General features: G+C 66.3%; 22 protein-coding genes and 1 pseudogene. 14 read left to right on the top strand and 9 right to left on the bottom strand.

Features of this window, described 5'->3' with window-relative positions; genetic code table 11:
- Positions 1-133: 133 nt before the first annotated feature.
- Both ACO2Q5_RS21830 and ACO2Q5_RS21835 read right to left on the bottom strand, forming a co-directional pair.
- Complete coding sequence (locus ACO2Q5_RS21830; protein ID WP_423294998.1) at positions 134-394, bottom strand: hypothetical protein; 261 nt, start codon at positions 392-394, stop codon at positions 134-136.
- 164 nt (positions 395-558) lie between these two features.
- A pseudogene (locus tag ACO2Q5_RS21835) lies at positions 559-916 on the bottom strand (transposase); the annotation flags it as partial.
- A 321-nt stretch (positions 917-1,237) separates the two neighbouring features.
- On the opposite strand from ACO2Q5_RS21835, the gene ACO2Q5_RS21840 reads away from it, so the two are divergent.
- A complete protein-coding gene (locus ACO2Q5_RS21840; protein ID WP_423295000.1) occupies positions 1,238-2,032 on the top strand; it encodes an alpha/beta hydrolase in 795 nt (264 codons plus the stop codon).
- Here the strand turns inward: ACO2Q5_RS21840 and ACO2Q5_RS21845 are convergent, their stop codons facing one another.
- Positions 2,033-2,797: a DeoR/GlpR family DNA-binding transcription regulator gene (locus ACO2Q5_RS21845; protein WP_423295002.1), complete on the bottom strand. Its 765-nt coding sequence runs from the start codon at positions 2,795-2,797 to the stop codon at positions 2,033-2,035.
- A 289-nt stretch (positions 2,798-3,086) separates the two neighbouring features.
- Between ACO2Q5_RS21845 and glpD the strand changes: the two genes are divergently transcribed.
- The 13 genes from glpD to ACO2Q5_RS21910 all read left to right on the top strand — a co-directional run bounded on the left by glpD (position 3,087) and on the right by ACO2Q5_RS21910 (position 17,808).
- Complete coding sequence (gene glpD, locus ACO2Q5_RS21850; protein WP_423295004.1) at positions 3,087-4,697, top strand: glycerol-3-phosphate dehydrogenase; 1,611 nt, start codon at positions 3,087-3,089, stop codon at positions 4,695-4,697.
- Between the two features lie 24 nt (positions 4,698-4,721).
- Entirely contained in the window at positions 4,722-5,810 is a 1,089-nt protein-coding gene (locus ACO2Q5_RS21855; RefSeq protein WP_423295006.1) for an ABC transporter ATP-binding protein, read from the top strand.
- A 3-nt stretch (positions 5,811-5,813) separates the two neighbouring features.
- Positions 5,814-6,884, top strand: coding sequence for an ABC transporter ATP-binding protein (locus ACO2Q5_RS21860; protein WP_423295008.1), 1,071 nt, complete (start codon positions 5,814-5,816; stop codon positions 6,882-6,884).
- 3 nt (positions 6,885-6,887) lie between these two features.
- Entirely contained in the window at positions 6,888-7,775 is an 888-nt protein-coding gene (locus tag ACO2Q5_RS21865; RefSeq protein ID WP_423295010.1) for a carbohydrate ABC transporter permease, read from the top strand.
- Position 7,776: 1 nt separating this feature from the next.
- Entirely contained in the window at positions 7,777-8,580 is an 804-nt protein-coding gene (locus tag ACO2Q5_RS21870) for a carbohydrate ABC transporter permease (RefSeq protein WP_423295013.1), read from the top strand.
- Between the two features lie 262 nt (positions 8,581-8,842).
- On the top strand, positions 8,843-9,244 hold the full coding sequence (locus ACO2Q5_RS21875; protein ID WP_423295015.1) for a DUF2160 domain-containing protein: 402 nt from the start codon (positions 8,843-8,845) through the stop codon (positions 9,242-9,244).
- 87 nt (positions 9,245-9,331) lie between these two features.
- The gene (locus ACO2Q5_RS21880; RefSeq protein WP_423295017.1) at positions 9,332-11,053 is read left to right on the top strand and encodes an ABC transporter substrate-binding protein; all 1,722 of its coding nucleotides are present in this window, start codon (positions 9,332-9,334) and stop codon (positions 11,051-11,053) included.
- Between the two features lie 117 nt (positions 11,054-11,170).
- Positions 11,171-12,667, top strand: coding sequence for a glycerol kinase GlpK (gene glpK / locus ACO2Q5_RS21885; RefSeq protein ID WP_423295019.1), 1,497 nt, complete (start codon positions 11,171-11,173; stop codon positions 12,665-12,667).
- Positions 12,667-13,803, top strand: coding sequence for an iron-containing alcohol dehydrogenase (locus ACO2Q5_RS21890; protein WP_423295021.1), 1,137 nt, complete (start codon positions 12,667-12,669; stop codon positions 13,801-13,803). Before glpK ends, ACO2Q5_RS21890 begins: the two co-directional genes overlap by 1 nt.
- A 129-nt stretch (positions 13,804-13,932) precedes the next feature.
- The gene (locus tag ACO2Q5_RS21895) at positions 13,933-14,982 is read left to right on the top strand and encodes a PstS family phosphate ABC transporter substrate-binding protein (protein ID WP_423295023.1); all 1,050 of its coding nucleotides are present in this window, start codon (positions 13,933-13,935) and stop codon (positions 14,980-14,982) included.
- Between the two features lie 133 nt (positions 14,983-15,115).
- Positions 15,116-15,901, top strand: a complete 786-nt coding sequence (surE, locus tag ACO2Q5_RS21900; protein WP_423295025.1) for a 5'/3'-nucleotidase SurE — start codon at positions 15,116-15,118, stop codon at positions 15,899-15,901.
- Positions 15,898-16,578, top strand: a complete 681-nt coding sequence (locus tag ACO2Q5_RS21905) for a protein-L-isoaspartate(D-aspartate) O-methyltransferase (protein WP_423295027.1) — start codon at positions 15,898-15,900, stop codon at positions 16,576-16,578. The genes surE and ACO2Q5_RS21905 overlap by 4 nt, the downstream gene beginning before the upstream one ends.
- A 57-nt stretch (positions 16,579-16,635) precedes the next feature.
- Positions 16,636-17,808 carry a LysM peptidoglycan-binding domain-containing protein gene (locus ACO2Q5_RS21910; protein ID WP_423295029.1) on the top strand — a complete coding sequence of 391 codons (1,173 nt, stop codon included), beginning with the start codon at positions 16,636-16,638 and terminating at the stop codon, positions 17,806-17,808.
- 183 nt (positions 17,809-17,991) lie between these two features.
- Here ACO2Q5_RS21910 and lpxB read toward each other — a convergent pair whose 3' ends face one another.
- From lpxB to bamA, 6 genes are all read right to left on the bottom strand, one after another.
- Entirely contained in the window at positions 17,992-19,167 is a 1,176-nt protein-coding gene (lpxB, locus tag ACO2Q5_RS21915; RefSeq protein WP_423295031.1) for a lipid-A-disaccharide synthase, read from the bottom strand.
- A complete protein-coding gene (locus tag ACO2Q5_RS21920; RefSeq protein WP_423295033.1) occupies positions 19,164-19,973 on the bottom strand; it encodes an LpxI family protein in 810 nt (269 codons plus the stop codon). Before ACO2Q5_RS21920 ends, lpxB begins: the two co-directional genes overlap by 4 nt.
- Positions 19,970-20,776, bottom strand: coding sequence for an acyl-ACP--UDP-N-acetylglucosamine O-acyltransferase (lpxA, locus tag ACO2Q5_RS21925; RefSeq protein ID WP_423295035.1), 807 nt, complete (start codon positions 20,774-20,776; stop codon positions 19,970-19,972). The genes ACO2Q5_RS21920 and lpxA overlap by 4 nt, the downstream gene beginning before the upstream one ends.
- A 4-nt stretch (positions 20,777-20,780) precedes the next feature.
- Entirely contained in the window at positions 20,781-21,242 is a 462-nt protein-coding gene (fabZ, locus tag ACO2Q5_RS21930) for a 3-hydroxyacyl-ACP dehydratase FabZ (protein ID WP_423295037.1), read from the bottom strand.
- A gap of 102 nt (positions 21,243-21,344) precedes the next feature.
- Positions 21,345-21,971, bottom strand: coding sequence for an OmpH family outer membrane protein (locus ACO2Q5_RS21935; RefSeq protein ID WP_423295039.1), 627 nt, complete (start codon positions 21,969-21,971; stop codon positions 21,345-21,347).
- Between the two features lies 1 nt (position 21,972).
- Entirely contained in the window at positions 21,973-24,297 is a 2,325-nt protein-coding gene (gene bamA, locus ACO2Q5_RS21940) for an outer membrane protein assembly factor BamA (RefSeq protein ID WP_423295041.1), read from the bottom strand.
- Between the last annotated feature and the right edge of the window lie 119 nt (positions 24,298-24,416).

A 24,416-nucleotide genomic window follows, 5' to 3' on the forward strand; every position in this document is an offset into this window, starting at 1 on the left:
AGGGCCGCATTGTAGGCGGGCCAGTTCGTCGTGCGGTAGCGGGCAGAGGAAGGCTTCGGCATGGACCGAATCTAACGCTCAGGATTCACGACGTGAATCCGCATCACCGATAAGTGCAACAACGTCGAGTAGATCAGCTGCAAGCCGTCGCGGTAGCCTTCGCCCAATTCAAGATCAGCGTAACCACTGTTCCGGCGCAATCAAATTGTTTCACCGAATGCGCCCACTGTTGCCGCCATTCGTTGACCTCGCCCCGCGAGGCCGGTTCCTCAAACATCGCCACCGGGCCCTCTTTGAGCTCGACCGCGAAGCGCAGCGCCCATTTCCAGTAATCGTCTTGGGTGCGGGTGCTTTTCACCTTGAACTCGGCGGAAGTCAGATAGGCGTCCACCATTACGGGCACGAGGGGCCTTGTTGCGGCCACCACCCTCGACGGCATCGACGTGCCAAGGAGGTATCGCAACAATCCATATCGGGAGGCGGTCATGTCGGAGATTACCACGGTCGGACTGAATCTGGCGAAGAATGTGTTCCGGGTCCATGGTGCTGACGGCTCATCATGCCTGTGTTGTCATCCAGCCGATTGAGCGGGCCACCGGAGCGCCGATACGGGGTCTGGACAGCGCGCGTTTTCTGTCGGCGGCCCAAGGCGGTGCCATCAGATCCGTCCCGGTCCAGGCCGACCAGCTTCAGCAGGCTGGCCATCCTACCGGTCGTCTGCTTCGCGGCGGCCAGAACAAAACCTTGATCGTCAGGCAGAACCGGATTGCGGCATCCGGGAACACCGCAGGCAGACCGGGCGCGCCATCAGGCAGCGCGGGCCAGATCACCCCCTGTCCAGCCAGAGCGGCAGCGACCCACGCTCGCGAGGCGAGGCAGAGCAGCTGGACCGGTTCGTCGTGTGAGAACCGGGGGGATGGTTTACTTATGAAGACAGTATAACCTAATGTATTTTATAAGAAAAATATCCATTTTAGAGGGCTGCAAAAACGCCGTGCTTGCGTGATCGAATTCAAGGGCACCACATGCCGGCGGAACCCGGTGCCCATGAATCCAGCGGAAGCAAATGTCCCCGCGCCTTCATTGATCCGGCAATTGGCCCTGGGGCGCGACAGTCAATGCAAAGACCCAAGGGGATCGGGCGGAGAGCCGCACAGGCTCAGTCCCATCCGGGCAAGGCCGTCCCAGCCCTACGGCCTTGCGCGGGGCGGCGGCGGGCCGCTACACCTAAGGGACCATGAATCCGCCCTATGCCCATCCCGATCCGGACCGCGATTATGCCAACGGCGCGTTTATTCCGGGCGCCACCGATTATCCTGCGCGCTGGCAGGCGAAATCGGCGGCCTTCCGGGCAGGCCTTGGCCCGCGTGCACGGCTGGATCTGCCCTATGGTCCCGAAGCCCGGCAGAAGCTTGACCTGTTCCTGCCGGACACCCCGGCGCGCGGCACGGTGGTCTTTGTACATGGCGGCTATTGGCTGGCTTTCGGGCGGGAAGACTGGTCGCATCTGGCGGCGGGACCGCTGGCGCGGGGCTGGGCGGTGGCGCTGCCCTCCTACACGCTGGCCCCTGAGGCGCGGATCGGCGCCATGACGCGCGAGATTGCGGCGGCGCTGCGCTTCGTGGCTGCGGAAATTCCCGGCCCGCTGATCGTGACCGGCCATTCCGCGGGCGGGCATCTGGCCGCGCGCATGGGCTGTGCCGATCTGCATCTGCCGGTGGCGCGGGTGGTGCCGATCTCGCCCCTGGCCGAGCTGGAGCCTTTGCGGGCGACCGCGATGAACCGCGACCTGCGACTGGATGCCGAAGAGGTGGCGGCGGAAAGCCCGGCGCGGCTGGCCCTGCGGCGCGGCACCTCGGCCCATGTCTGGGTCGGCTCGCAGGAGCGCCCGGCCTTTCTGTGGCAGGCGCGCACCCTGTCCGAGGAATGGGGCTGTCCGTGGACACCCGCCCCCGGTCAGCACCATTTCAACGTGATCGACGGGCTGGAAGACCCGGCCTCGCCCCTGACGGAAACGCTGCTCTCGCTCTGATCAGTCGCGGGCGACATGCACCGCGGTGCCCGCCTCCTGACAGGAACGCATCAGGGCGGGCGCCAGTGCACGGTCGGTGAAGACCGCGTCCAGATCGGCCAGCGCGCACAGCCGCGCCGGGGCGGACCGCTGGAATTTGGAATGGTCTGTCACCAGAAAACTGGTCCGCGCCCGGCTGAGAATGGCCTTGGACACCCGCACCTCGGCCAGATCATAGTCCAGCACATCGCCATCGGTATCGACCGCGGAGCAGCCGATTACCGCGAAATCCACCTTGAACTGCGCGAAGAACTGCGTCGTCAGCTCTCCCACCAGACCGCCATCGGACCGACGAAGCGAACCGCCCGCCACCACAACCTCGCAGGAGGGGTTGGCCACAAGGATACTCGCCACATTCATATTGTTCGTCACCACCGTCAGGCTTTGGTGCTGCAAAAGCGCGCGAGCCACCGCTTCGGTCGTGGTGCCAAGGTTCAGGATCAGGCTGGAATTGTCCGGGATCGCCGCCGCGCAGGCCCGCGCGATTGCGGCCTTGGCCCCGTCATGCATCTTGCGGCGGCTGTCATAGGCGATGTTCGCTACGCCGGTGCGCGCCACCGCCCCGCCATGCACACGGTCCAGATGCCCCGCCTCGGCCAGTTCGGCCAGATCGCGGCGGATGGTCTGCAGCGTGACATCGAACCGTTGCGCCAGATCCTCGACCACGACGCGCCCCTCGGCCCGCGCGATGTCAAGGATTTCCGCCTGCCGGAAGCTCAGCGCCATCCATCCCCCCTGCCCTGGACCTTCGGCCCTGTGGCCCTGTGATTTTCCGTCATCATGCATGTTGCGCCCGCGCTGTCACGGGGTCGGCGCGGCGACAAATCCCGCGATTTTACGCGTATTTTCTCTGCTGGCGCGAAGACGCGCGCGATAATCCCATGATTTCGTTTGATCTACTATATTCTGCATGCGAAAATATTCGATTACATTAAAAACGAACAAAAACGAAAATTGATGATTGACGAATACAGGGGATTCGCCGCAGGTTCTGGCACATAGGAGCAACACTGCCGTGACCGTTCATCCCTCTCTCTCCGATACCTTGCCGCAGAACAGCGTGTCCGATCTCTTCGTGATCGGCGGCGGGATCAACGGCTGCGGCATCGCGCGGGATGCCGCCGGGCGCGGGCTTTCGGTCACGCTGGCCGAACAGGGCGATCTGGCGCAGGCCACCTCTTCCGCCTCGACCAAGCTGTTTCATGGCGGGTTGCGCTATCTGGAATATTTCGAATTCCGTCTGGTGCGCGAGGCATTGGAAGAGCGCGAGACGCTGCTGACCGCCATGCCGCATATCAGCTGGCCCATGCGGTTCGTGCTGCCCCTGTCACCCGAGATGCGGTTCGAGAATGACACGCCCACGGCGCGGCTTCTGGGCATGGTGATGCCTTGGCTGCGCGGACGGCGGCCCGATTGGCTGATCCGGCTGGGGCTGGCGATGTATGACCGGCTGGGCGGGCGCAAGATCCTGCCTGCGACGCGGACACTGGACCTGAGCGCCGATCCTGCGGGCAAACCGCTGCAGCCGCGGTTCCACAAGGCCTATGAATATTCCGATTGCTGGGTGCAGGATTCGCGTCTTGTCGTGCTGAATGCGCGTGATGCGCAGGCCCGCGGCGCCCGCATCCTGACCCGCACCCGTGTGGTCAGCGCGCTGCGCAGTGGCGATCTGTGGGAGGTGCGCACCGAAGGCCCGGACGGCCCGGTGATCCACCGCGCCCGCGCATTGGTGAATGCCGGCGGCCCCTGGGTCGAGGATGTGATCCGCAATGTCGCCCGCATCAATTCGACCGAAGGCGTGCGGCTGGTCCGCGGCAGCCATATCGTCACCCGGCGGCTGTTCGACCATGACCGCTGCTATTTCTTTCAGGGGTCGGACGGGCGGATCATCTTTGCCATCCCCTATGAGCAGGATTTCACCCTGATCGGCACCACCGACAAGGACCACAAGGGCGCCCCGGCCGACCCGCGCTGCACCGATGAGGAACGCGATTACCTCTGCGCCTTTGCCAGCCAGTATTTCCGCAAGCCGGTGACCGCGGCGGATGTGGTCTGGACCTATTCCGGCGTCCGTCCGCTGTATAACGACGGCGCGAAGTCGGCCACGGCGGCGACGCGGGATTATGTGCTCAGCCTTGATACCGCGGGGGCGCCCCTGCTGAACGTCTTCGGCGGCAAGATCACCACCTACCGCCGTCTGGCGGAATCGGCGCTGGCGAAGCTCGCCCCGCATTTCCCTCAGGCCCGCGGCGCATGGACCGCCCGCGTCACCCTGCCCGGCGGTGATTTCCCGGTGGACGGGGTGGCCGCACTGATCGCGGCGCTGCGGACGCAATATCCGTTCCTGACGGAATACTGGGCCACCCGCCTTGTCCGGTCCTACGGGACCGAGACGCGCGCCATTCTGGGCGACGCGAAGACCGCCGCCGATCTGGGCCGCGATTTCGGCGCCACGCTCAGCGAGGCGGAACTGCGCTGGCTGATGACACGCGAATATGCCCGCTCCGCCGAAGATGTGATCTGGCGGCGCAGCAAGCTGGGCCTGCGGCTCTCGGAGGAGGAGACCGCAGCCATCCGCGCCTACATGGCCGGTGCCCTGACCGGAACGGAGACGACACCCGCCTGACAGGGGCGGGACGAGGGAGGAAAGATGACGCTGGACCTGAAGGCTGTGGGCAAGTCCGTTTCGGGACGTGCCCATATCCACCCCACCGACCTGCGGCTGGAAAAGGGCACGATGAACGTGCTGCTTGGCCCCACTTTGTCCGGCAAGACCACGCTGATGCGGCTGATGGCCGGGCTGGACCAGCCCACCACCGGGCGCGTGTTCTGGAACGGCAAAGATGTCACGGGCATGCGCGTGCAGGACCGCGGCGTCGCCATGGTCTACCAGCAGTTCATCAATTACCCCGGGCTGACAGTCTATGAGAATATCGCCTCGCCCCTGCGGCTGCTGCGCCGCCCCGCGGCCGAGATCGACCGCGCCGTCCGCGCCACGGCCGAGATGCTGCGCCTGACGCCGATGCTGCCGCGCAAACCGCTGGAACTGTCGGGCGGCCAGCAGCAGCGCTGCGCTTTGGCCCGCGCGCTGGTCAAGGGTGCGGGGCTGGTCCTTCTGGACGAACCGCTGGCCAACCTTGACTACAAGCTGCGCGAGGAGCTGCGGATCGAAATCCCCCGCATCTTTGAGGAATCCGGCGCGATCTTCGTCTATGCCACGACAGAGCCGGAAGAGGCGCTGCTTCTGGGCGGCAATACCGCCACTCTGTGGGAGGGCCGCGTCACCCAGTTCGGCCCGACGCCGCGGGTCTATCGCCTGCCCGCCGATGCCACCACCGCCCGCGTCTTCAGCGATCCGCCGATGAATTTCGTCCCGATGTTCAAGGACGGGCACCGGGTGAATTTCGGCGGCACCGCCAATGCCCCCGCCGAAGGCCCGCTCTCCGCTTTGCCCGATGGCCGCTATACCGCGGGGTTCCGGGCAAACCATGTCGCGCTGAACCGCCATTCCGGTTCGGCGGTGGAATTCGCCTGCAGCGTGGCCGTGACCGAGATCACCGGGTCAGAGACCTTTGTCCATGTGCTGCATGGCACCGACCGCTGGATCGGGCTGGTGGGGGGCGTGCATGACCTGACGCCCGGCAGCGCGGTTTCGGTCTGGCTGGACCCGGCGCATGTCTATGTCTTCGGGCCGGAGGGGCAGCTGGTCGCCCCCGCCCCCTATGCGATGGCGGCCTGAACCATGGCCCAGATCACCCTTGAAAACCTTGCCCACAGCTACCTGCCCAACCCCACGCGCGACAGCGACTATGCGCTGAAGGAAATGACCCATGTCTGGCAGGACGGCGGTGCCTATGCCCTTCTCGGCGCCTCGGGCTGCGGCAAGACCACGCTTTTGAACATCATTTCCGGTCTGGTGCGCCCGAGCCATGGCCGCGTCCTCTTCGGCAACCGCGACGTGACCGGGGCCGAGACGGCCGAGCGCAACATCGCGCAGGTGTTCCAGTTTCCGGTCGTCTACGACACGATGACCGTGCGCGACAATCTGGCCTTCCCGCTGAAGAACCGCGGGATGGAGCCGGCCTATATTGCCGAGCGGGTGGACCGCATCGCCCGGATGATCGGGATGGAGGCCATGCTGTCGCGCCGTGCCCGCGGGCTGACCGCGGATGCCAAGCAGAAGATCAGCCTTGGCCGCGGCATGGTGCGCGAGGACGTGAACGCCATCCTGTTTGACGAGCCGCTGACCGTCATCGACCCGCATATGAAATGGGAACTGCGGACCCAGCTGAAACAGCTGCACCGCCAGTTCGGCCATACGATGATCTACGTAACCCATGACCAGACCGAGGCGCTGACCTTCGCCGACAAGGTGGTGGTGATGCACGAAGGCCGGGTGGTGCAGATGGGCACCCCGGAAGAGCTGTTCGAGGCGCCCGCCCATACTTTCGTGGGCTATTTCATCGGCTCACCCGGGATGAACCTGCTGCCCGCGCAGGTCTCGGGCCGCATGGCACGTGTGGGCGGCGCCACGGTCGATCTGGGCGCCGAATATCCGGTGATGAAAGGAGAGGCGAAGATCGGCATCCGCCCGGAATATCTGCAGATTTCCGACCAGGGCCTGCCGGTGCGGGTGGACCGGGTCGAAGATGTCGGTCGCCACCGCATCCTGCGCGGAAGGTTCGAGGGGCACCCCGTCAACGCCATCCTGCACGAAGGCGAAAGCCTGCCCGCCAGCCCGCGGCTGAGCTTCGCGCCGGGCCGGATCAATGTCTATGACGCCGACTGGCGCGTCGCACCCACGGGGGCCTGAGCCATGGAGAAGACACAGAACAACAAGGCGTGGTTCCTTGTCCTGCCCGTGCTGGTACTGGTGGCGATCTCGGCCATCATCCCCCTGATGACGGTGGTGAACTATTCGGTCAACGACACATTCGGCAACAACCAGTTCTTCTGGGCCGGGCTCGACTGGTTCGACGAGATGGTCCATTCCGACCGGCTGCATGCCGCCCTTGGCCGGCAGGTGGTGTTCTCGGCCATCATTCTGGCGATCGAGGTGCCTTTGGGCATCTATATCGCGCTGAACATGCCGAAAAAGGGCTTCTGGGCGTCGTTCTGCCTTGTGCTGATGGCGCTGCCGCTCTTGATCCCGTTCAACGTGGTCGGCACGATCTGGCAGATCTTCGGGCGGGTGGACATCGGCCTTCTGGGCCGGACTTTGGCCGCGCTTGGCATCGACTACAACTATACCAACGACGCGGTGGATGCCTGGATCACCGTCATCGTGATGGATGTCTGGCACTGGACCTCGCTCGTGGCGCTTCTGTGCTATGCCGGGCTGCAATCCATCCCGCAGGCCTATTATCAGGCCGCCAAGATCGATCAGGCCAGCCGCTGGGCCGTCTTCCGCTATATCGAGCTGCCGAAGATGAAGGGTGTGCTGCTGATCGCCATCCTGCTGCGGTTCATGGACAGTTTCATGATCTATACCGAGCCGTTCGTGGTCACCGGCGGCGGCCCGGGCAATGCCACCACCTTCCTGTCGATCGACCTTGTGAAGATGGCGGTGGGCCAGTTCGACCTTGGCCCGGCCGCCGCCTTCTCGATCATGTATTTCCTTGTGATCCTGCTGGTGTCCTGGGTGTTCTACACCGTGATGACCAACCTTGACCGGGCCGATCAGCCGCAAGAGGGGGGGCACTGAGATGCGCATCCGTTCCTCTGCCGTGGTGATGACGGTCTACCTCCTGTTCCTCCTGTTGCCGATCTACTGGCTGGTGAACATGAGCCTGAAGACCAATACCGAGATCACCTCGACCTTCACGCTCTTCCCCGCGAACCTGACCTTCCGCAACTACGCCGTGATCCTGACCGATCCCAGCTGGTATATGGGTTACGTGAACTCCATCATCTATGTCGTTATGAACACGGTGATTTCGATCACGGTGGCCTTGCCTGCGGCCTATGCTTTCTCGCGCTACAATTTCATGGGCGACAAGCATCTGTTCTTCTGGCTCTTGACCAACCGCATGTCGCCGCCCGCGGTCTTTGCGCTGCCGTTCTTCCAGCTGTATTCCAGCCTGGGCCTTTTCGACACGCACATCGCGGTGGCGCTGGCGCATTGCCTGTTCAACGTGCCTCTGGCGGTGTGGATCCTTGAAGGCTTCATGCGGGGCGTGCCGAAAGAGATCGACGAGACCGCCTATATCGACGGCTACAGCTTCCCGCGGTTCTTCGTGAAGATCTTCATGCCGCTGATCGCCAGCGGGATCGGGGTCGCTGCCTTCTTCTGCTTCATGTTCTCGTGGGTGGAGCTGCTGCTGTCGCGCACGCTGACATCGGTCAACGCCAAACCCATCGCCGCCACCATGACCCGCACCGTCAGCGCATCGGGCATGGATTGGGGCGTTCTGGCGGCGGCAGGGGTGCTGACCATCGTGCCCGGCGCCTTGGTCATCTGGTTCGTGCGCAACTACATCGCCAAGGGCTTTGCCCTGGGGAGGGTGTGATGGGCGCCTGCATCACACCGGATCGTGCGCGGAACAGGAAGGGCACTGCCTTTCTCCGCGCGGAAGGGCGTCGCTGCGGCAGAGATCGTTTCGACCCCGAGCAACACCGTCCGGCCCCCGCCCGGGCGGGGGTTAGCCCCCGCCATGGGGCGGGCGGGGGCTGGACGGAGGCTTTGGGCCTCCGTCCGGGACAAGGCCCGGCCGCTGCGCCGTGGCAGGGCCGATGGGGCCCGCCAGAAATGCTTCGCACAGGAGCCGCCGCATGACCGCTTCCCGCTGGACCACGATCTACGCCGCCTTCGCCCTGCTCATGCTCGGCATTCTTGCCGCGCTCTGGTGGGCGGTCCCGGCGAAGGATGGGGTGAAGGACATCTTCGCCCCGATGATCCCCGGCGGCTGGATGGCCTGGACCTTTCCGGTGGCCGTCTTCTTCTGGGTGATCGCCGCGCTTCTGATCACCATGACGCTGCTTGCGATCCGCTGGCCCGAGACGCCCCGCGTGGGCATCCTGCGGATCGAGACGACCCGAGGCGACCGGCTGTTCATCAGCCTGCTCGGCTCGGCCTTCATCTGCCTGATCTGGCTGTTCTTCGCCGGTCCGCCCGTGTGGTGGGCGCTGGCGCTCTGCCTGATCTGGGCGGCGGCGGTCTTCGCCCTCGCCTGATCCGGCCCCTGCCGGTCCCGCGGGGGGAAGAAGGACCCGCGGACCCGGCCAATACGCTGAAACGTCTCAACATTCTGGGAGGAAAGCATGAGACTGAGATACACCGGAACCGCCATGGCGCTTGCGCTCATGGCCCTTGGCGCGCCCGCATGGGCCGACATGGACGCGGCCAAGGCCTTTCTCGACAGCGAAATCGGCGATCTGTCGTCCCTGCCCCGGGCCGAACAGGAAGCCGAGATGCAATGGTTCATCGACGCGGCCAAGCCCTATGCGGGCATGGACATCAAAGTCGTGTCGGAAACCATCACGACCCATGAATACGAATCCAAGGTGCTGGCCCCGGCCTTCACCGCCATCACCGGCATCAAGATCACCCATGACCTGATCGGTGAAGGCGATGTGGTCGAAAAGCTGCAGACACAGATGCAGTCGGGCGAGAATATCTATGACGCCTACATCAACGACAGCGACCTGATCGGCACCCACTGGCGCTATAAACAGGCGCGCAGTCTGACCGACTGGATGGCGGGCGACGGGGCGGCGGTGACGAACCCGAACCTCGACCTTGAGGACTTCATCGGCATCAAGTTCACCACCGCGCCGGATGGGGAACTCTACCAGCTGCCCGACCAGCAGTTCGCCAACCTCTACTGGTTCCGCTACGACTGGTTCACGGACCCCAAGACGATGGAGGATTTCAAGGCCAAGTATGGCTATGACCTTGGCGTTCCGCTGAACTGGTCGGCCTATGAGGACATCGCCGAATTCTTCACCGGCCGCGACATGAGCTATGCGGGCGGCCCGTCCTCGGGCGTCTATGGCAACATGGACTACGGCAAGAAGGACCCCTCGCTCGGCTGGCGTTACACCGATGCGTGGATGTCGATGGCCGGCATGGGCGACAAGGGCGAACCGAACGGCCTTCCGGTCGACGAATGGGGCATCCGCGTCGATGAAAACTCGCGTCCTGTCGGCTCCTGCGTGGCGCGCGGTGGGGCGACGAACGATGCTGCCGCCGTCTATGCGGTGACCAAAGCCATCGAATGGCTGCAGAAGTTCACGCCCCCCGAAGCGCAGGGCATGACCTTCGGCGAGGCCGGTCCCGTCCCCGCCCAGGGCAATATCGCGCAGCAGATGTTCTGGTACACCGCCTTCACCGCCGACATGGTCAAGCCCGGCCTGCCGGTGATGAACGCCGACGGCACGCCGAAATGGCGCATGGCCCCCAGCCCCCATGGCGCCTATTGGACCGAAGGCACCAAGGTCGGCTATCAGGACGTGGGCTCGTGGACGCTGATGGAATCGACCCCGGTCGACCGCGCGCAGGCCGCATGGCTTTACGCGCAGTTCGTGGCGTCAAAGACGGTGGACGTGAAGAAATCCCATGTCGGCCTGACCTTCGTGCGCGAATCCACCATCCAGCACGACAGCTTTACCAAGCGCGCGCCGGAACTGGGCGGTCTGGTCGAGTTCTACCGCAGCCCCGCCCGCGTGGCATGGTCGCCCACCGGGACCAATATCCCGGACTATCCGAAGCTGGCGCAGCTGTGGTGGCAGAACATCGGCGACGCCATGTCCGGCGCCAAGACCCCGCAAGAGGCGCTGGATGCCCTGTGCGAGGAGCAGGAAAAGGTGCTGGAGCGGCTGGAGCGTGCAGGCGTTCAGGGCGACATCGGCCCCAAGATGAACGAGCCGCAGGACCCGCAGGTCTGGCTTGACGCCCCCGGCGCGCCGGTGGCCAAGCTGGAGAACGAAGACCCGGCCCCGGAAACCATCAGCTATGATGAACTGATCAAGTCCTGGCAATAAACCCTCCGGGCGGGCGGCCCCGCGCCGCCTGCCTCCTCCTGGCACCGGCCCCGTCACATGGGGCCGGTGCCCCCCTGACACAGCCCATGACCAAGGCACACGACCAAGGACCGGCCAATGACCCATATCCTTGCCATAGATCAGGGCACCACCTCCTCACGCGCGATCCTCTTCGATGCGGATCCGAACAGCGGGGCCTTGCGCCCCGTGGCCAGCGCGCAGGAGGAGTTTCCGCAGATCTACCCCGCCCCCGGCTGGGTGGAGCATGATCCGTCCGACCTGTGGTCCACCGTGGCCGCCACCGCCCGCGCCGCCATCGAAAAGGCCGGGACCGGCGCCGCGGATATTGCCGCCATCGGCATCACCAACCAGCGGGAAACCACGCTGCTGTGGGACCGCGCCACCGGCACGCCGCTGCACAATGCGATTGTCTGGCAGGACCGCCGCACCGCCGATCTGTGCACCCGGCTGCGCGATCAGGGGCATGAGCCGATGATCGCCGCCCGCACCGGCCTTCGGCTGGACCCCTATTTCTCGGGCACCAAACTGGCGTGGCTGCTGGACCATGTGCCCGACGCCCGCGCCCGCGCGGCGCGCGGAGAGCTGGCCTTCGGCACGGTGGACAGCTGGCTGATCTGGAACCTGACCGGCGGGCGCATCCATGCCACCGATGCCACCAATGCTGCGCGCACGCTTCTCTTCAACATCGCGGACCATTGCTGGGATGCCGAGATCTGCGCGCTTCTGAACATTCCCATGTCCCTCTTGCCCGAGGTGCGCGATTGCGCCGCGGATTTCGGCGAAACGCGGCCCGATCTTTTCGGCCGCGCGATCCCCATTCTGGGCGTGGCGGGCGACCAGCAGGCGGCGACCATCGGGCAGGGCTGCTTTCACCCCGGCATGATGAAATCGACCTACGGGACGGGGTGCTTTGCGCTGCTGAACACCGGGGCGGATAGGGTGCCCTCGAAAAACCGGCTGCTGACGACCATCGGCTACCGGCTGGACGGGCGCACCACCTATGCGCTGGAAGGGTCGATCTTCATTGCGGGCGCCGTGGTGCAATGGCTGCGCGACGGGCTGCGGATGATCCGCGCCGCGGGTGAGACGCAGCCTTTGGCCGAAACCGCCGATCCGGCGCAGGGCGTGGTGCTGGTGCCGGCCTTCACCGGCCTTGGTGCGCCCTATTGGCGACCTGACAGCCGGGGCGCGATCTTTGGCTTGACCCGCAACTCCGGCCCGGCCGAGATCGCGCGGGCGGCGCTGGAAAGCGTGGGTTACCAGACCCGCGACCTCTTGGAGGCGATGCGGGGCGACTGGGGCACCGCCGCCGACGGCACCCTGCGCGTGGACGGCGGGATGACGGCCAGCGACTGGACCATGCAATTCCTGTCCGACATTCTGGACATGCCGGTGGACCGCCCCGTGGTGACCGAGACGACCGCCCTTGGCGCGGCCTTCCTTGCCGCGCGGCAGGCCGGGCTGACGGATGAGGCGCGCTTTGCCGAAAGCTGGGCGCTGGACCGCCGCTTCACCCCCGCAATGGACGGTGTAGAGCGCGATGAGAAATACGCCCGCTGGACCCGCGCGGTGAACGCGACCATGGCGTTCTGATGCGGCCCTATGCCATCGAGGCGCCGCCTCGCATCCTCTTTGGCCGCGGGACGGCCGCGCAGGCGCCCGCGCTGATCCGCGCCTTCGGCCCGCGTGGGATCGTGGTGCATGGCCGCGATCCGGGCCGGGCGGCAGGACTGACCGCGGCGCTGTCCGGCTGCGATCTCCTGTCGGTGGCTGCCGTGCGGGAGCCGGTGCTGGACGACCTGACCGGCGCGCTTCGGGCCGCCCGCGCGCACCGCCCCGACTGGGTGGCGGCCCTTGGCGGCGGGGCCGCGCTGGATCTGGGCAAAGCCCTGGCCGCGCTGATCCCCGCGCCCGGGGACCCGCTGGACCATCTGGAAGGTGTGGGCCGCGGCCTGCCGTTGACCGCCCCGCCGCTGCCTTTCATCGCTCTGCCCACCACCGCGGGCACCGGGGCGGAGGTCACGAAGAACGCGGTGATCGGCCTGCCCGACCATGGCCGCAAGGTCAGCCTGCGCGATCCCGCCATGCTGGCACGGCTGGCCGTGGTGGACCCGGCCCTGACCGACGGTTGTCCTTGGCCGGTCACGCTCGCCTCCGGCCTTGATGCTTTAGTGCAGGTGGTGGAGCCTTACCTTTCCTGCCGCGCCACGTCCTATACCGACGCGCTGACCCTGCCCGCGCTGCCCCTTGCCCTGCCTGCGCTGATACGGCTGCGCCGGGGCGAAGACCGGCAGGCCCGCGACGCCATGGCCCATGTCAGCCTGACCGGCGGCCTTGCGCTGGCCAATGCGGGGCTTGGTGCGGTGCATGGTCTGGCGGGGGTGATCGGCGGGCGCAGCGGGGCCGCGCATGGCGCGATCTGCGGGGCGCTGCTGGGGCCAGTCCTGCGCGCGAACCATGCGGCGGTGCAGGGCACGGCTTTTGCCCCGCGAATGCGGCAGGTGCTGGAGGCACTGGCCCCGCCGCTCTCCTGCCCACCCGACGGCGTGCCGGAGGCGCTGGCGCATTGGGCCCGTCAGGCCGGACTGCCCGGTCTGGGCGCGGCCGGGCTGACCGCGGCAGACCTGCCCGGCATCGCCGCCGATTCCCTGCAGGCCAGTTCCATGAAGGCCAATCCGGTTCCCCTGCCGCCCGCAGCACTGATCGCGGTCCTTTCCGCGGCGCTTTGACCTGTGCACCGCCCGGCAAAGCCGCATTGTCACCCCCCTGTTACAAATCCGTAGGATCAGCGTCACGAAGCCCGCCTATTCCGGCGCCGTGACAGGCCGAGATGCGGCCAAGACCCGAAGGAGCGATCCATGAACACCCTGAAGCTTGCCGCCTCGGCCCTGGCGTTGGCCGCCGCCGCCACCGCCGCTGATGCCCGTGACCAGATCCAGATCACCGGCTCGTCCACCGTGCTGCCCTATGCCACCATCGTCGCCGAAGCCTTCGGCGAAAACTTCGACTTCCCGACCCCGGTCGTGGAAGGCGGCGGTTCGGGAGCGGGCCGCAAGAAGCTCTGCGAAGGCGTGGGCGAGAACACCGTGGACATCGCCAACTCCTCCTCGCGCATCTCGCAATCTGACATCGACCTCTGCGCCACCAACGGCGTGGCCGAGATCATGGAAATCCGCATCGGCTATGACGGGATCGTCTTCGCCTCGGACGTGAACGGCGCCGATTTCGCCTTTACCCCGGCCGACATCTACGGCGCGCTGGCCAAGGACGTGGCCAAGGACGGCGCCATCACCGCCAACACCGCCAAGGCATGGAACGAAGTCAACGCCGCCCTGCCCGCCCAGCCGATCCTGGCGATGATCCCGGGCACCAAGCACGGCACCCGCGAAGTCTTCGACACCAAGGTTCTGGTGGCGGGCTGCAAGGAAACCGGCGCCTATGACCTGTTCCTCGCCGCCGCGACCGGCGAAGAGGCCGACAAGAAGAAAGCCGCCGAAGCCTCCTGCATGGCGCTGCGCACCGACGGCCTGTCGATCGACATCGACGGCGACTATACCGAGACGCTGGCCCGTCTGGATGCCGACAAGAATGCCATCGGCGTGTTCGGCCTGTCGTTCTACCAGAACAACACCGACAAGCTGAAGGTCGCCACCATGGGCGGGGTTGTCCCGTCGGTGGAAAGCATCGCCGCCGGTGACTATCCGGTGTCGCGCCCGCTGTTCTTCTACGTGAAGAAGGCCCATATCGGCGTGATCCCCGGCCTGAAGGAATTCGTGGAGTTCTTCGTCTCGGACGAGATGGCCGGCCCCGATGGCCCGCTGGCCGCCTATGGTCTGGTGTCGGACCCGGAACTGGCCGCGACCCAGGCTGCCGTGGCCGCCGAAACCCCGATGGGCCCGCTGAACTGATCTGATCCGGTCCCACCCGGTTCCCTGAAGGGGCGCCCCGCTGCGGGCGCCCCTTTGCCATGGCGGGTGCGCCCGCGGAAGGCTTGCCCGCCCCGGCCGGAGCGTCTAATCAGGTTGAAAGCAAAGGTTTCGCATGCGCATTCTCATTACGAACGATGACGGCATAAACGCCCCCGGCCTGCAGGTGCTGGAGGAGATCGCCGCCGCCATCGCCGGCCCGGAGGGCGAGGTCTGGACCGTCGCCCCCGCCTTCGAACAATCCGGCGTCGGGCATTGCATCAGCTATACCCATCCGATGATGATCGCGAAGCTTGGCCCCCGGCGCTATGCCGCCGAGGGGAGCCCGGCCGATTGCGTGCTGGCCGCGATCTATGACGTGCTGCAGGGCGCCCGCCCCGATCTGGTGCTGTCCGGCGTGAACCGCGGCAACAATTCCGCCGAAAACGTCCTGTATTCCGGCACCATCGGCGGGGCGATGGAAGGCGCGCTTCAGGGCATTCCCTCTATCGCGCTGTCGCAGTTCATGGGACGCGAAACCGATGGGCTGGCCGATCCGTTCGAAAGTGCACGCAACCATGGCACCGCCGTGGTGCGGGCGCTGCTGGACCGCGGGATCTGGACGCAGGACGATTACCGGGTGTTCTACAATGTGAACTTCCCGCCGCTGCCGGCCGCGCGGACGCTGGCGCCGCGGGTGGCACCGCAGGGGTTCCGCCGCGACACCTCGTTCTCGGTCGATCCGCATATGTCGCCTTCGGGCCGGCGGTTCCTGTGGATCAAGGGCGGGCCGCAGCATACGCCCACCCTGCCCGGCACGGATGCTGCGGTGAACCTGCAGGGGCATATCTCCGTCACCCCGATGCGGGCCGACCTGACCGCGCATGATCTGCTGGCCGATCTGGCGGACCGGCTGGCATGACAGGACCTGCGGCCGAGGGAGAGGAAGACGATCCCGCGGCCGGATTGGCCGAACGGAAGATGCGCTTTCTCTTTGCCCTTCGCTCGCATGGCGTGACCGACGCCCGCGTCCTGACCGCGATGGAGCGGGTGGACCGCGGGCTGTTCGTGCGCGGCGTCTTTTCGGGCCGCGCCTATGAGGATATGCCGTTGCCCATCTCCTGCGGGCAGACGATCAGCCAGCCCTCGGTCGTGGGGCTGATGACGCAGGCCCTGCGCGTGGGGCACCGCGACACCGTGCTGGAGGTGGGCACCGGGTCCGGCTATCAGGCGGCGATCCTGTCGCAGCTGGCCCGCCGGGTCTATACCGTGGACCGCTGGCGCCGTCTGGTGCGCGAGGCGGGCGATATCTTCCGCAGCCTTGGTCTGGTGAATGTCACCGCCATGACCGCGGACGGCAGTTTCGGCCTGCCCGATCAGGCGCCCTTCGACCGCATCCTTGTGACCGCCGCCGCCGAAGACCCGCCCGGCCCCCTGATGGCGCAGCTGAAGCCCGGCGGCATCATGGTGCTTCCTGTGGGGCAATCGGACCATGTGCAGCAGCTGATCCGGGTCACCCGCACCGAAAACGGCTTTGATTACGAGGAACTTCGCCCGGTGCGCTTCGTGCCTCTGGTCGAGGGGCTCGGGAACGAGTAGGCTTTGCGGCAAAGGGCCGGGGGCAACCCGGACCGGCACGGCAAGAGGCGGTATCCGATGACGACAGTTCTTCCCTTCTCCTCCCGCACCCCATCGGCGCGGCTGCGGCTGGTCATGGCCGTGGCGGGCGTGGCGCTGGTTTCGGCCTGCACCGGCGGCACCGGCATGGGCAATATGGACTGGGATCTGCGCACCAACGGCGGCGGCACCGCGGATGAGGCGCGGCAGGCCACGGCCGCCCGTCCGGTGCCCGATGCGAATGGTGTTCTGTCCTATCCCGGATATCAGCTGGTTCAGGCCCGGCGCGGCGATACCGTCGCCTCGGTCGCGGGACGGCTGGGCGTGAACCCCTCGGAACTGGCCCGTGCCAATGCGCTGGAGGTGACCGATCCCCTGCGTGAGGGAGAGCTGCTGCTGCTGCCGTCCCGCGTGTCGGCCGCACCGCAGCCGGTGGCGGGTGCCACGGGCACCGGCCCGGTGGATATCACCGCGGTTGCGACCGGCGCACTGGACCGGGTCGAGGTTACCCCCCTGCCCGCGGCCCCCGGCGGCGGCAAGGAGCCCGCCCGCCATGTGGTCAAACGGGGCGAGACCGCCTTTACCATCGCGCGGGCCTACAATGTCTCGGCCAAGTCGCTGGCGGAATGGAACGGCCTCAGCGCCGATATGGCGATCCGCGAAGGCCAGACGCTGATCATCCCGGTGGCCACCGCCCCGGCGCCGAACCCCGAACCCGTGCCCGCCGCCCCGGGCAGCGGCAGCGCCACGCCCCCGCCGCCCTCGGCCGCCAAGCCGCTGCCGGATGAAAAGACCCAGCCTGCGGCGGAAAAGACCAAGGAAACCCCGCCCTCGCCCGATATGTCGAAAGAGCGGACCTCGGCCACCAAACTGGCGATGCCGGTCTCCGGCTCGATCATCCGCGGCTATGACAAGAAGAAAAATCAGGGCATCGACATCTCGGCCGCGGCCGGAACGGCGGTGAAGGCCGCAGATGCGGGCACCGTCGCCGCCATCACCAAGGACACCGATCAGGTGCAGATCGTGGTGATCCGCCATGCCAACAATCTGCTGACGGTCTATGCCGGGGTGGACGGGCTGAAGGTTAAAAAGGGCGACAGCGTCAGCCGCGGCCAGACCATCGGCGCGGTGCGCGGCGGGGCCAATCCCTTCCTGCATTTCGAAGTGCGCAAGGGCGTGGACAGCCTCGACCCGATGCCCTTCCTGCAATAGCCCGCCGGGCGCGCGACAGCGCCCCGGCCGTTTTGGCGGAGAGAAAGGCCCGGTTCCGGATCGGGATGCGCTTTTTGCCGCTGACAGGCCATCGGGCGGCGGATGCGCCGCCCTGGCCTTGTCCGCTCAGTCACCGCTTATCGCTCGGCAGACTGCGCGTGGCCTTTCCACTGCCGCATGCTCTCAGGAGCAGCGGGCAACGCTGCCGCCCTGGCCGTTCAGCTGCGCCAGAACCGACCGCGCGGCCCGCAGGCCCGGCGGTTCCCCGCCGCGGCCAAGCCTGTCCATCGTCAGGGCCATGGCCGCGGCCTGCCCGCCATCACGGCCACTCAGCAGGCCGGTCAAGGCAGGCACGAGGTTCGACGCCCGGCAATCCGGCCCGATGAATTCGGGCACCGTGCGGGTGTCAGAGACCAGATTGACCAGCGTCACCGTGTCGATCCGGATCATCCGCCGCATCAGCCACAGCGTCAGCGGCGCCATGTCATAGGCGATGACCATCGGGCAGTTCTGCGCCGCCAGCTCCAGGCTGACGGTGCCCGAGGCCGCCAGCGCGGCATCTGCCGCGGCAAAGGCGGCGCTGCGGGTCGCCACATCAGGCGCGACCAGCAGAACCGGCGGCACCGGCCAGCCCGCGGTCGCCGCCCTGACCGTTTCGGCCAGATGGGCGGGCGTGGGCAGCACGGTGCGCAGACCGGGCACCGCCGCGGTCAGCGCGGCGACCGTCTCGCCAAAGGGCGGCAGCAGGCGGCTGACCTCGCCCCGGCGCGAACCGGGCAGCACCGCCAGCAGGGGCGCATCCGGCGCGATGCCATGGGCCGCGCGGAAGGCCGCGGCCTCCTGCGGGGTGGCCACCGGCTCGGCCACCACCGGATGGCCGACGAAATCGCAGCTCATCCCGGCCTCGGTCATATAGGGCGGCTCAAACGGCAGAAGCGCCAGCACATGGTCGATGACCCGCGCCATCTTCGCCGCCCGCCCCGGCCGCCACGCCCAGACCGAGGGCGCAACATAGTGGATCGTCCGGAACCCGGGCCGCGCGGCCTTGACGATCTTCGCCACCCGCAGACAGAAATCCGGGCTGTCAATCGTCACCATCGCCTGCGCGCCGGAGGCGAGCGCGGCCTCGGCGGCCTCGCGGATGCGGCGTTTCAGGTGGAAATACTTGGGCAGCACCTCGGCCAGCCCAATGACCGACAGTTCCTCCATCGGGAACAGGCTGGCCATGCCTTCCGCCTGCATCAAGGGCCCGCCAATGCCTTCAAAGCGCACTTCGGGTGCCAGTTCCCGCAGGCCCGCCATCAGCGCGGCGCCCAGCCGGTCGCCCGAAGGCTCTCCGGCGATCAGGAACAGCTTCACGAAGCCCTCGCCCAGAGGAACAGCCCCGCCTCGACCGCGGCAGCCTGCATGCCCGGCAGATCAAGGCACAGAACTGCCCCCGCCTGCCAGACCACACCGCCCAAACCCGCCTTTGCGGCATTGTGCACCGTGGCCGGGCCAAGGGCGGGCAGGTCGATCCGGCGGTCCTGCAACGGCTTTGGCGCCTTGTAGAGCAGCCCGCGGCCCCGCGCGGCATCCGGGCGCAGGGTCATGGGCAGGGCCGAAGTATAGGCCAGCATCGCATCGGTCCCGGCCAAAGTCTCAGCGGCCAGACACAGGCCCTGCTGCACCACGCAGCCCTGCCCCACATCCACCCGGCCAAGCGCCTCGGTGATCAGGGCGGCGCGGGCGGCATCCTGCTGGTCGCGGTCGGTGATCTGCCCGGCCCAGATCCCCTCGGGCGGGACCAGTGCGGGCGCAATCTGATGCGCGCCGACAACCTCCAGCCCCTCTTCCTCAAACAGCGCGATCACTTCCCGCAGCGTGGCATCATCGCCCTGCGCCAGCGACGCCATCAGCCGCGGCACGATCCCGGCGGTCAGCGGATCGAACAGCGAGGGGTCCAGCCGCGGCCGCCGCACGGCGCCGGCAAAGCAGACCTGCGTCACGCCCTGATCCTGCAGCGCACGAAAGAACGGGAAAAGCCGTTCAATGCGGAAGGTCAGGTCCGGGGCCAGCCCCTCAGGCGTGAACCCGTCCAGCGCCGCCACGAAAGGCCGCTGCGGCAAAGCCGCCGCCAAGGCCGCGGGCAAGGCCCCGGCCCCGGCGATCAGCGCCACGCTCATTTCGCGCCCTTCGGCGTCAGATAACTGCGGTCGGTCTCACCCCGGATGAAATCGGCAATCTCGCGCACATGGGGGCTGTCGAAATCATCGGCCAGCCGCCCTGCACGCTCCTGAAACGACCCCTCGCCCTGCGCCAGCATCTGATAGGCGGCGCGCAGCTGGGTGATCTCATCCCGCGGCACGCCACGCCGCTTTAGCCCCACAAGGTTCAGCCCGTCCAGCTCGCCCCGCGGCGCCTGCACAAGGCCATAGGGGATCACATCCTGCGCCACCATGGTCACCGCGCCGATGATGGCGCCCTGCCCGATGCGCACCCATTGGTGCACGCCCGACAGCCCGCCGACGATCACGTCATCGCCGATGTGGCAATGGCCGGCGATCGCCACATTGTTCACAAGGATCACCCGGTTGCCGATGATCGAATCGTGGCCGACATGGGCGCCGGTCATGATCAGGCAATCGTCGCCCACCTGCGTCAGCCCGCCGCCGCCCTCGGTCCCCGTATTCAGCGTGGCGCCTTCGCGGATGCGGCAACGCGCGCCGACGACCAGCCGCGTCCGCTCGCCCTTGTATTTCAGATCCTGCGGCACCTCGCCCACGGTGGCGAAGGGCCAGATCACCGTCTCTTCACCGATCTCGGTCCAGCCGGTCACCACGGCATGCGACTTGATCGTCACACCGCGCTTCAGCGTGACCTCGTTGCCGATCACCGCATAGGGCCCGATATGGCAATCCGGGCCGATCTCGGCCCCGTCGTCGATGGCAGCGGTCGGATGGATGACGGCGGTGCCGTGAATGGCCATCGGATCAGGCCTTCGGCAGGTCGAACATGGCGGTGAAGGTGGCCTCACAGGCCAATTCACCCTCGACATAGGCCTTGCCCTCGAACTTCCAGACCCGGCCGCCGCCGCGCAGCGCCTTGACATGCAGTTCCAGCACGTCGCCCGGCACCACCTTGCGGCGGAACTTCACGCCGTCCACGCCCATGAAGAAAACCTTGGCGTTCTTGTCCACCAGATCCATCGACAGGCCGACCAGCACGCCCGAGGTCTGGGCCATCGCCTCGATGATCATGACACCCGGGAAAATCGGCATGCCGGGGAAATGGCCGGTGAACTGCGGCTCGTTATAGGTGATGCATTTCACCCCCACGCAGGACACATCGGGGATGATGTCGCGGACCTTGTCGATCAGCAGGAACGGGTAACGGTGCGGGATGATCCGCTGGATCAGGTCAAGATCGGCGGTGCTGGTCGCGGGTACGTCCACGGGGCGCGTCCTCCTTGGGAAGCGGGATCAAGAAAACAGGGCTGGCCCGTGCTATCAACAAGCCGCGCGCGGGGCAAGTTCCCGGGGCCTCGGCCCACAGCCTCAGGGTGTGGCGGGCGCCGGTTCAGGCGTCTCACCCGTCTGGTTGCCGCTTTCGGGCGCAGGCGGGGTCAGCCGGGCATCGACCATCTGTATGGCGCGGTCGGTCACATCCACACTGGAACGTGACAGAATGACCGACCCGTCCGACAGGATGGCCACGGCACCCAGTTCCTGCATCAGATCAGCCAGCACGGGAAGGGCGGCATCGAAGAACAGCCCGCGGTCTGTGTCGACCTGCCGCGCCAGTTCGCGGGCCTTCTCGTCCTGCTCGGTGCGGATACGTTCCACCCGGGCGTCGAAATCATCGGCCAGCTTCGAAAATTCGGCCGGTGCCATGGTCGCGCGCCGCGTGGTCAGTTCCTGTTCCTCGGTTTCAAGCCGGGCCTCGATCTCGCGGTTCTCATCCGTCAGGGCCTGCTTTGCGACCTCGATCCGCGCCATGGTGGCCTTGCCCCAGGCGGATTCCAGAAAAAGCCGTTCCTGGCTCAACGTCACCACCGGAGAGGCGGGAGGGCGTTCGGCCGGGGCCGCCAGTGGCGGACCGGGCGGCGGCACCTCCTGCGCACCTGCCCCGCTGCCCAAGACAAGGGCCAGCGCGCAGGGGACAAGGCCGAACCGCGCCGGCATGTCAGAACTTCGTCTGGATCGTCAGGTCGAAGGACTGTTCCTTGTCATAGTCCTCTTTCTTCAGCGCCTTCGAGAAGTCGAACCGCAAGGGTCCGATGGGCGTATCCCACAGGACCGAAAGCCCGATGGCCACCCGCGGATTGAAGCCGTCGTCCACAATGGCGCCGCCGGTGCCCGTGGTGTCTTCCAGCGACCAGACCGAACCCACATCAAGGAAGGCGCCGCCCAGAATGCCGTATTCTTCCGGCAGGCCCAGCGGGAATTCCGCCTCGAACCGGGCAACGGCAAAGGCATTGCCGCCAAGCGCATCCTGGTTGGTCGCCGCCAGATCGCGCGGGCCAAAGCCGTTGGGTTCGAAGCCCCGCATCTTGCCACGCCCGAAGAAGCGGTTGGTCACCCGGGTGCCCTCATCGCCAAGCGCGGTGATATAGCCGCCCTCACCGATGACCCGCAGCGTCACGTCGCCCTGGAACACCCGCCGCTCGTGCATGGCAAAGAGCGTGGTCGTCAGATACTGCGTGTCGCCGCCCAGACCGCCGATTTCCTGACCAAACCGCAGCAGCGTGCCGCTGTCGGGGTTGAGGCCCGTGATCCGGTTGTCGAATTCATAATCCAGCGTGATGGCGCTGGTGATCAGCGCGCCATTCTTGCCGCGCGCACCTTCGCGCTGGATGATCGCGGAGCTGTCGCTGCTGATGTCATAAAGCTTGTCCTGCGACAGCTTGTACCCAAGGCTGACACTGGACTGTTCGCCCACCGGGAAGCCCAGACCGAAGCTGAGCCCGATGTTGCGGGTGTCGTAATTGGTATAGTCGGATTCCGAGGTGCGGTAATAGGCACCGACCGAGAAGGACAGATCGCGCCCCAGAAGCGAAGGCTCGCGGAAGCTGATCGAGGTGTTCTGATTGTCGGATGTGGTCGAGATCGAAACCGACAAAGCCTGACCGCGGCCGAGGAAATTCGATTCGGAAAAGCTGATGTTGGCGCCGATGCCGCTGGTCACACTGTAGCTGAGGCCGAAGCCCAGCGAGCCGGTCGGCTGTTCTTCCACATCGACATTGACCACCACCTGATCGGGCGAGGAGCCGGGCTCTGCCGTCACCTGCGCATCCGAGAAGAAGCCAAGCGCGCGGATGCGTTCGGCCGACTGGCGGATTTCGCGGGCGTTGAAGGGGTCGCCTTCGACGGTGCGGAACTGGCGGCGCACCACCTGATCCAGCGTGGTGGCATTGCCCTCGATGTCGATGCGTTCGACAAAGACCTTCTCGCCGCGGGTGATGGCGAATTCGATATTCACGCGCTGATTGCGGTCATCGCGGGTGATCCGCGGCTCGACCCGGACGAAATTCGCGCCCTTCTTCAGGGCCAGATTTTCCATCCGCGCGATGTTGTTGTCGATCAGTGTCGGGCTCCAGGTCTGGCCCGCCTTGATCTTCTGCACGGTGGCGAATTCCTCGGCCGACAGGCCGTCCACCTCGGATACGGTGGTTACGTCACCGATGGTATAGGGCAGCCCCTCGCGCAGGGTGAAGGTCACGAAAGTGGCATCGCGCTCGCGGCTGAATTCGGCCGAGGCGTCCAGCACCTCGAAGTCGATATACCCGCGCGAGCGGTAGAAGTCGGTCAGCACCTGCTTGTCCAGCTCCAGCCGCTCCGGCACGAACGTGTCGCGCTGGATCAGGTTGCGCAGGAAACCGGCCTGCTTGGTCTCAAGGATCTGGCGCAGGCGGCGGTCGCTGAAGGCGCGGTTGCCCACGAAGGACAGCCGCTCGATCTCGACCACCTTGCCTTCGGTGATCTCGAACACAAGGTCCACCCGGTTGCCGTCGCGGCGGATGATCTTCGGCTCCACCGTGGCGGCCATCCGGCCGCGCACCCGGTACATCTCGGCAATCGCGGCGGCATCCGCCTCAGCCGTCGAAGGGGAATAGACCCGGCGCGACTTGGACTGGATGATCTTGGCCAGTTCCTCATCCTTGATGCGGGCATTGCCTTCGAAGTTGATCACGTTGACGAAGGGATATTCGACAACCTTGATCACAAGGGTCGATCCCTGCGGCACGATCTCCACCGCCTCGAACAGGCCGGAGGCGACGATGCGCTGATAGGCGTCGTTCAGCCCGCCCGCCGTCACCTCTGCCCCGCGCTTGATTCCGGCATAGGACAGGATGGTGGCGGCATCGACCCGCTCATTCCCCTGCACCTGAACGTTCGAAAAGGAAAAGACCTGCGCGATGGCGGGCGTGAGGAACGGCGCCGAAACGGTTGCCGCGCCAAGGAAAAGGGCAATGGCAAGGGTGCTGGTCGAGCGAAGGCTGCGCTTCATCCTGCGCCCGGACTTCGTGTCAAAGGTGCCTTGCATGCCCTGTCCCGCCGTTCAATTGTCTTTGGGATTGACTACCGGGAAAGCCAAGCCTTGTCAAAAGGCTGCGGTCACTGTGGATA

The organism is Neotabrizicola sp. VNH66 (genome assembly GCF_049445895.1).
Lineage (GTDB): Bacteria > Pseudomonadota > Alphaproteobacteria > Rhodobacterales > Rhodobacteraceae > Pseudogemmobacter.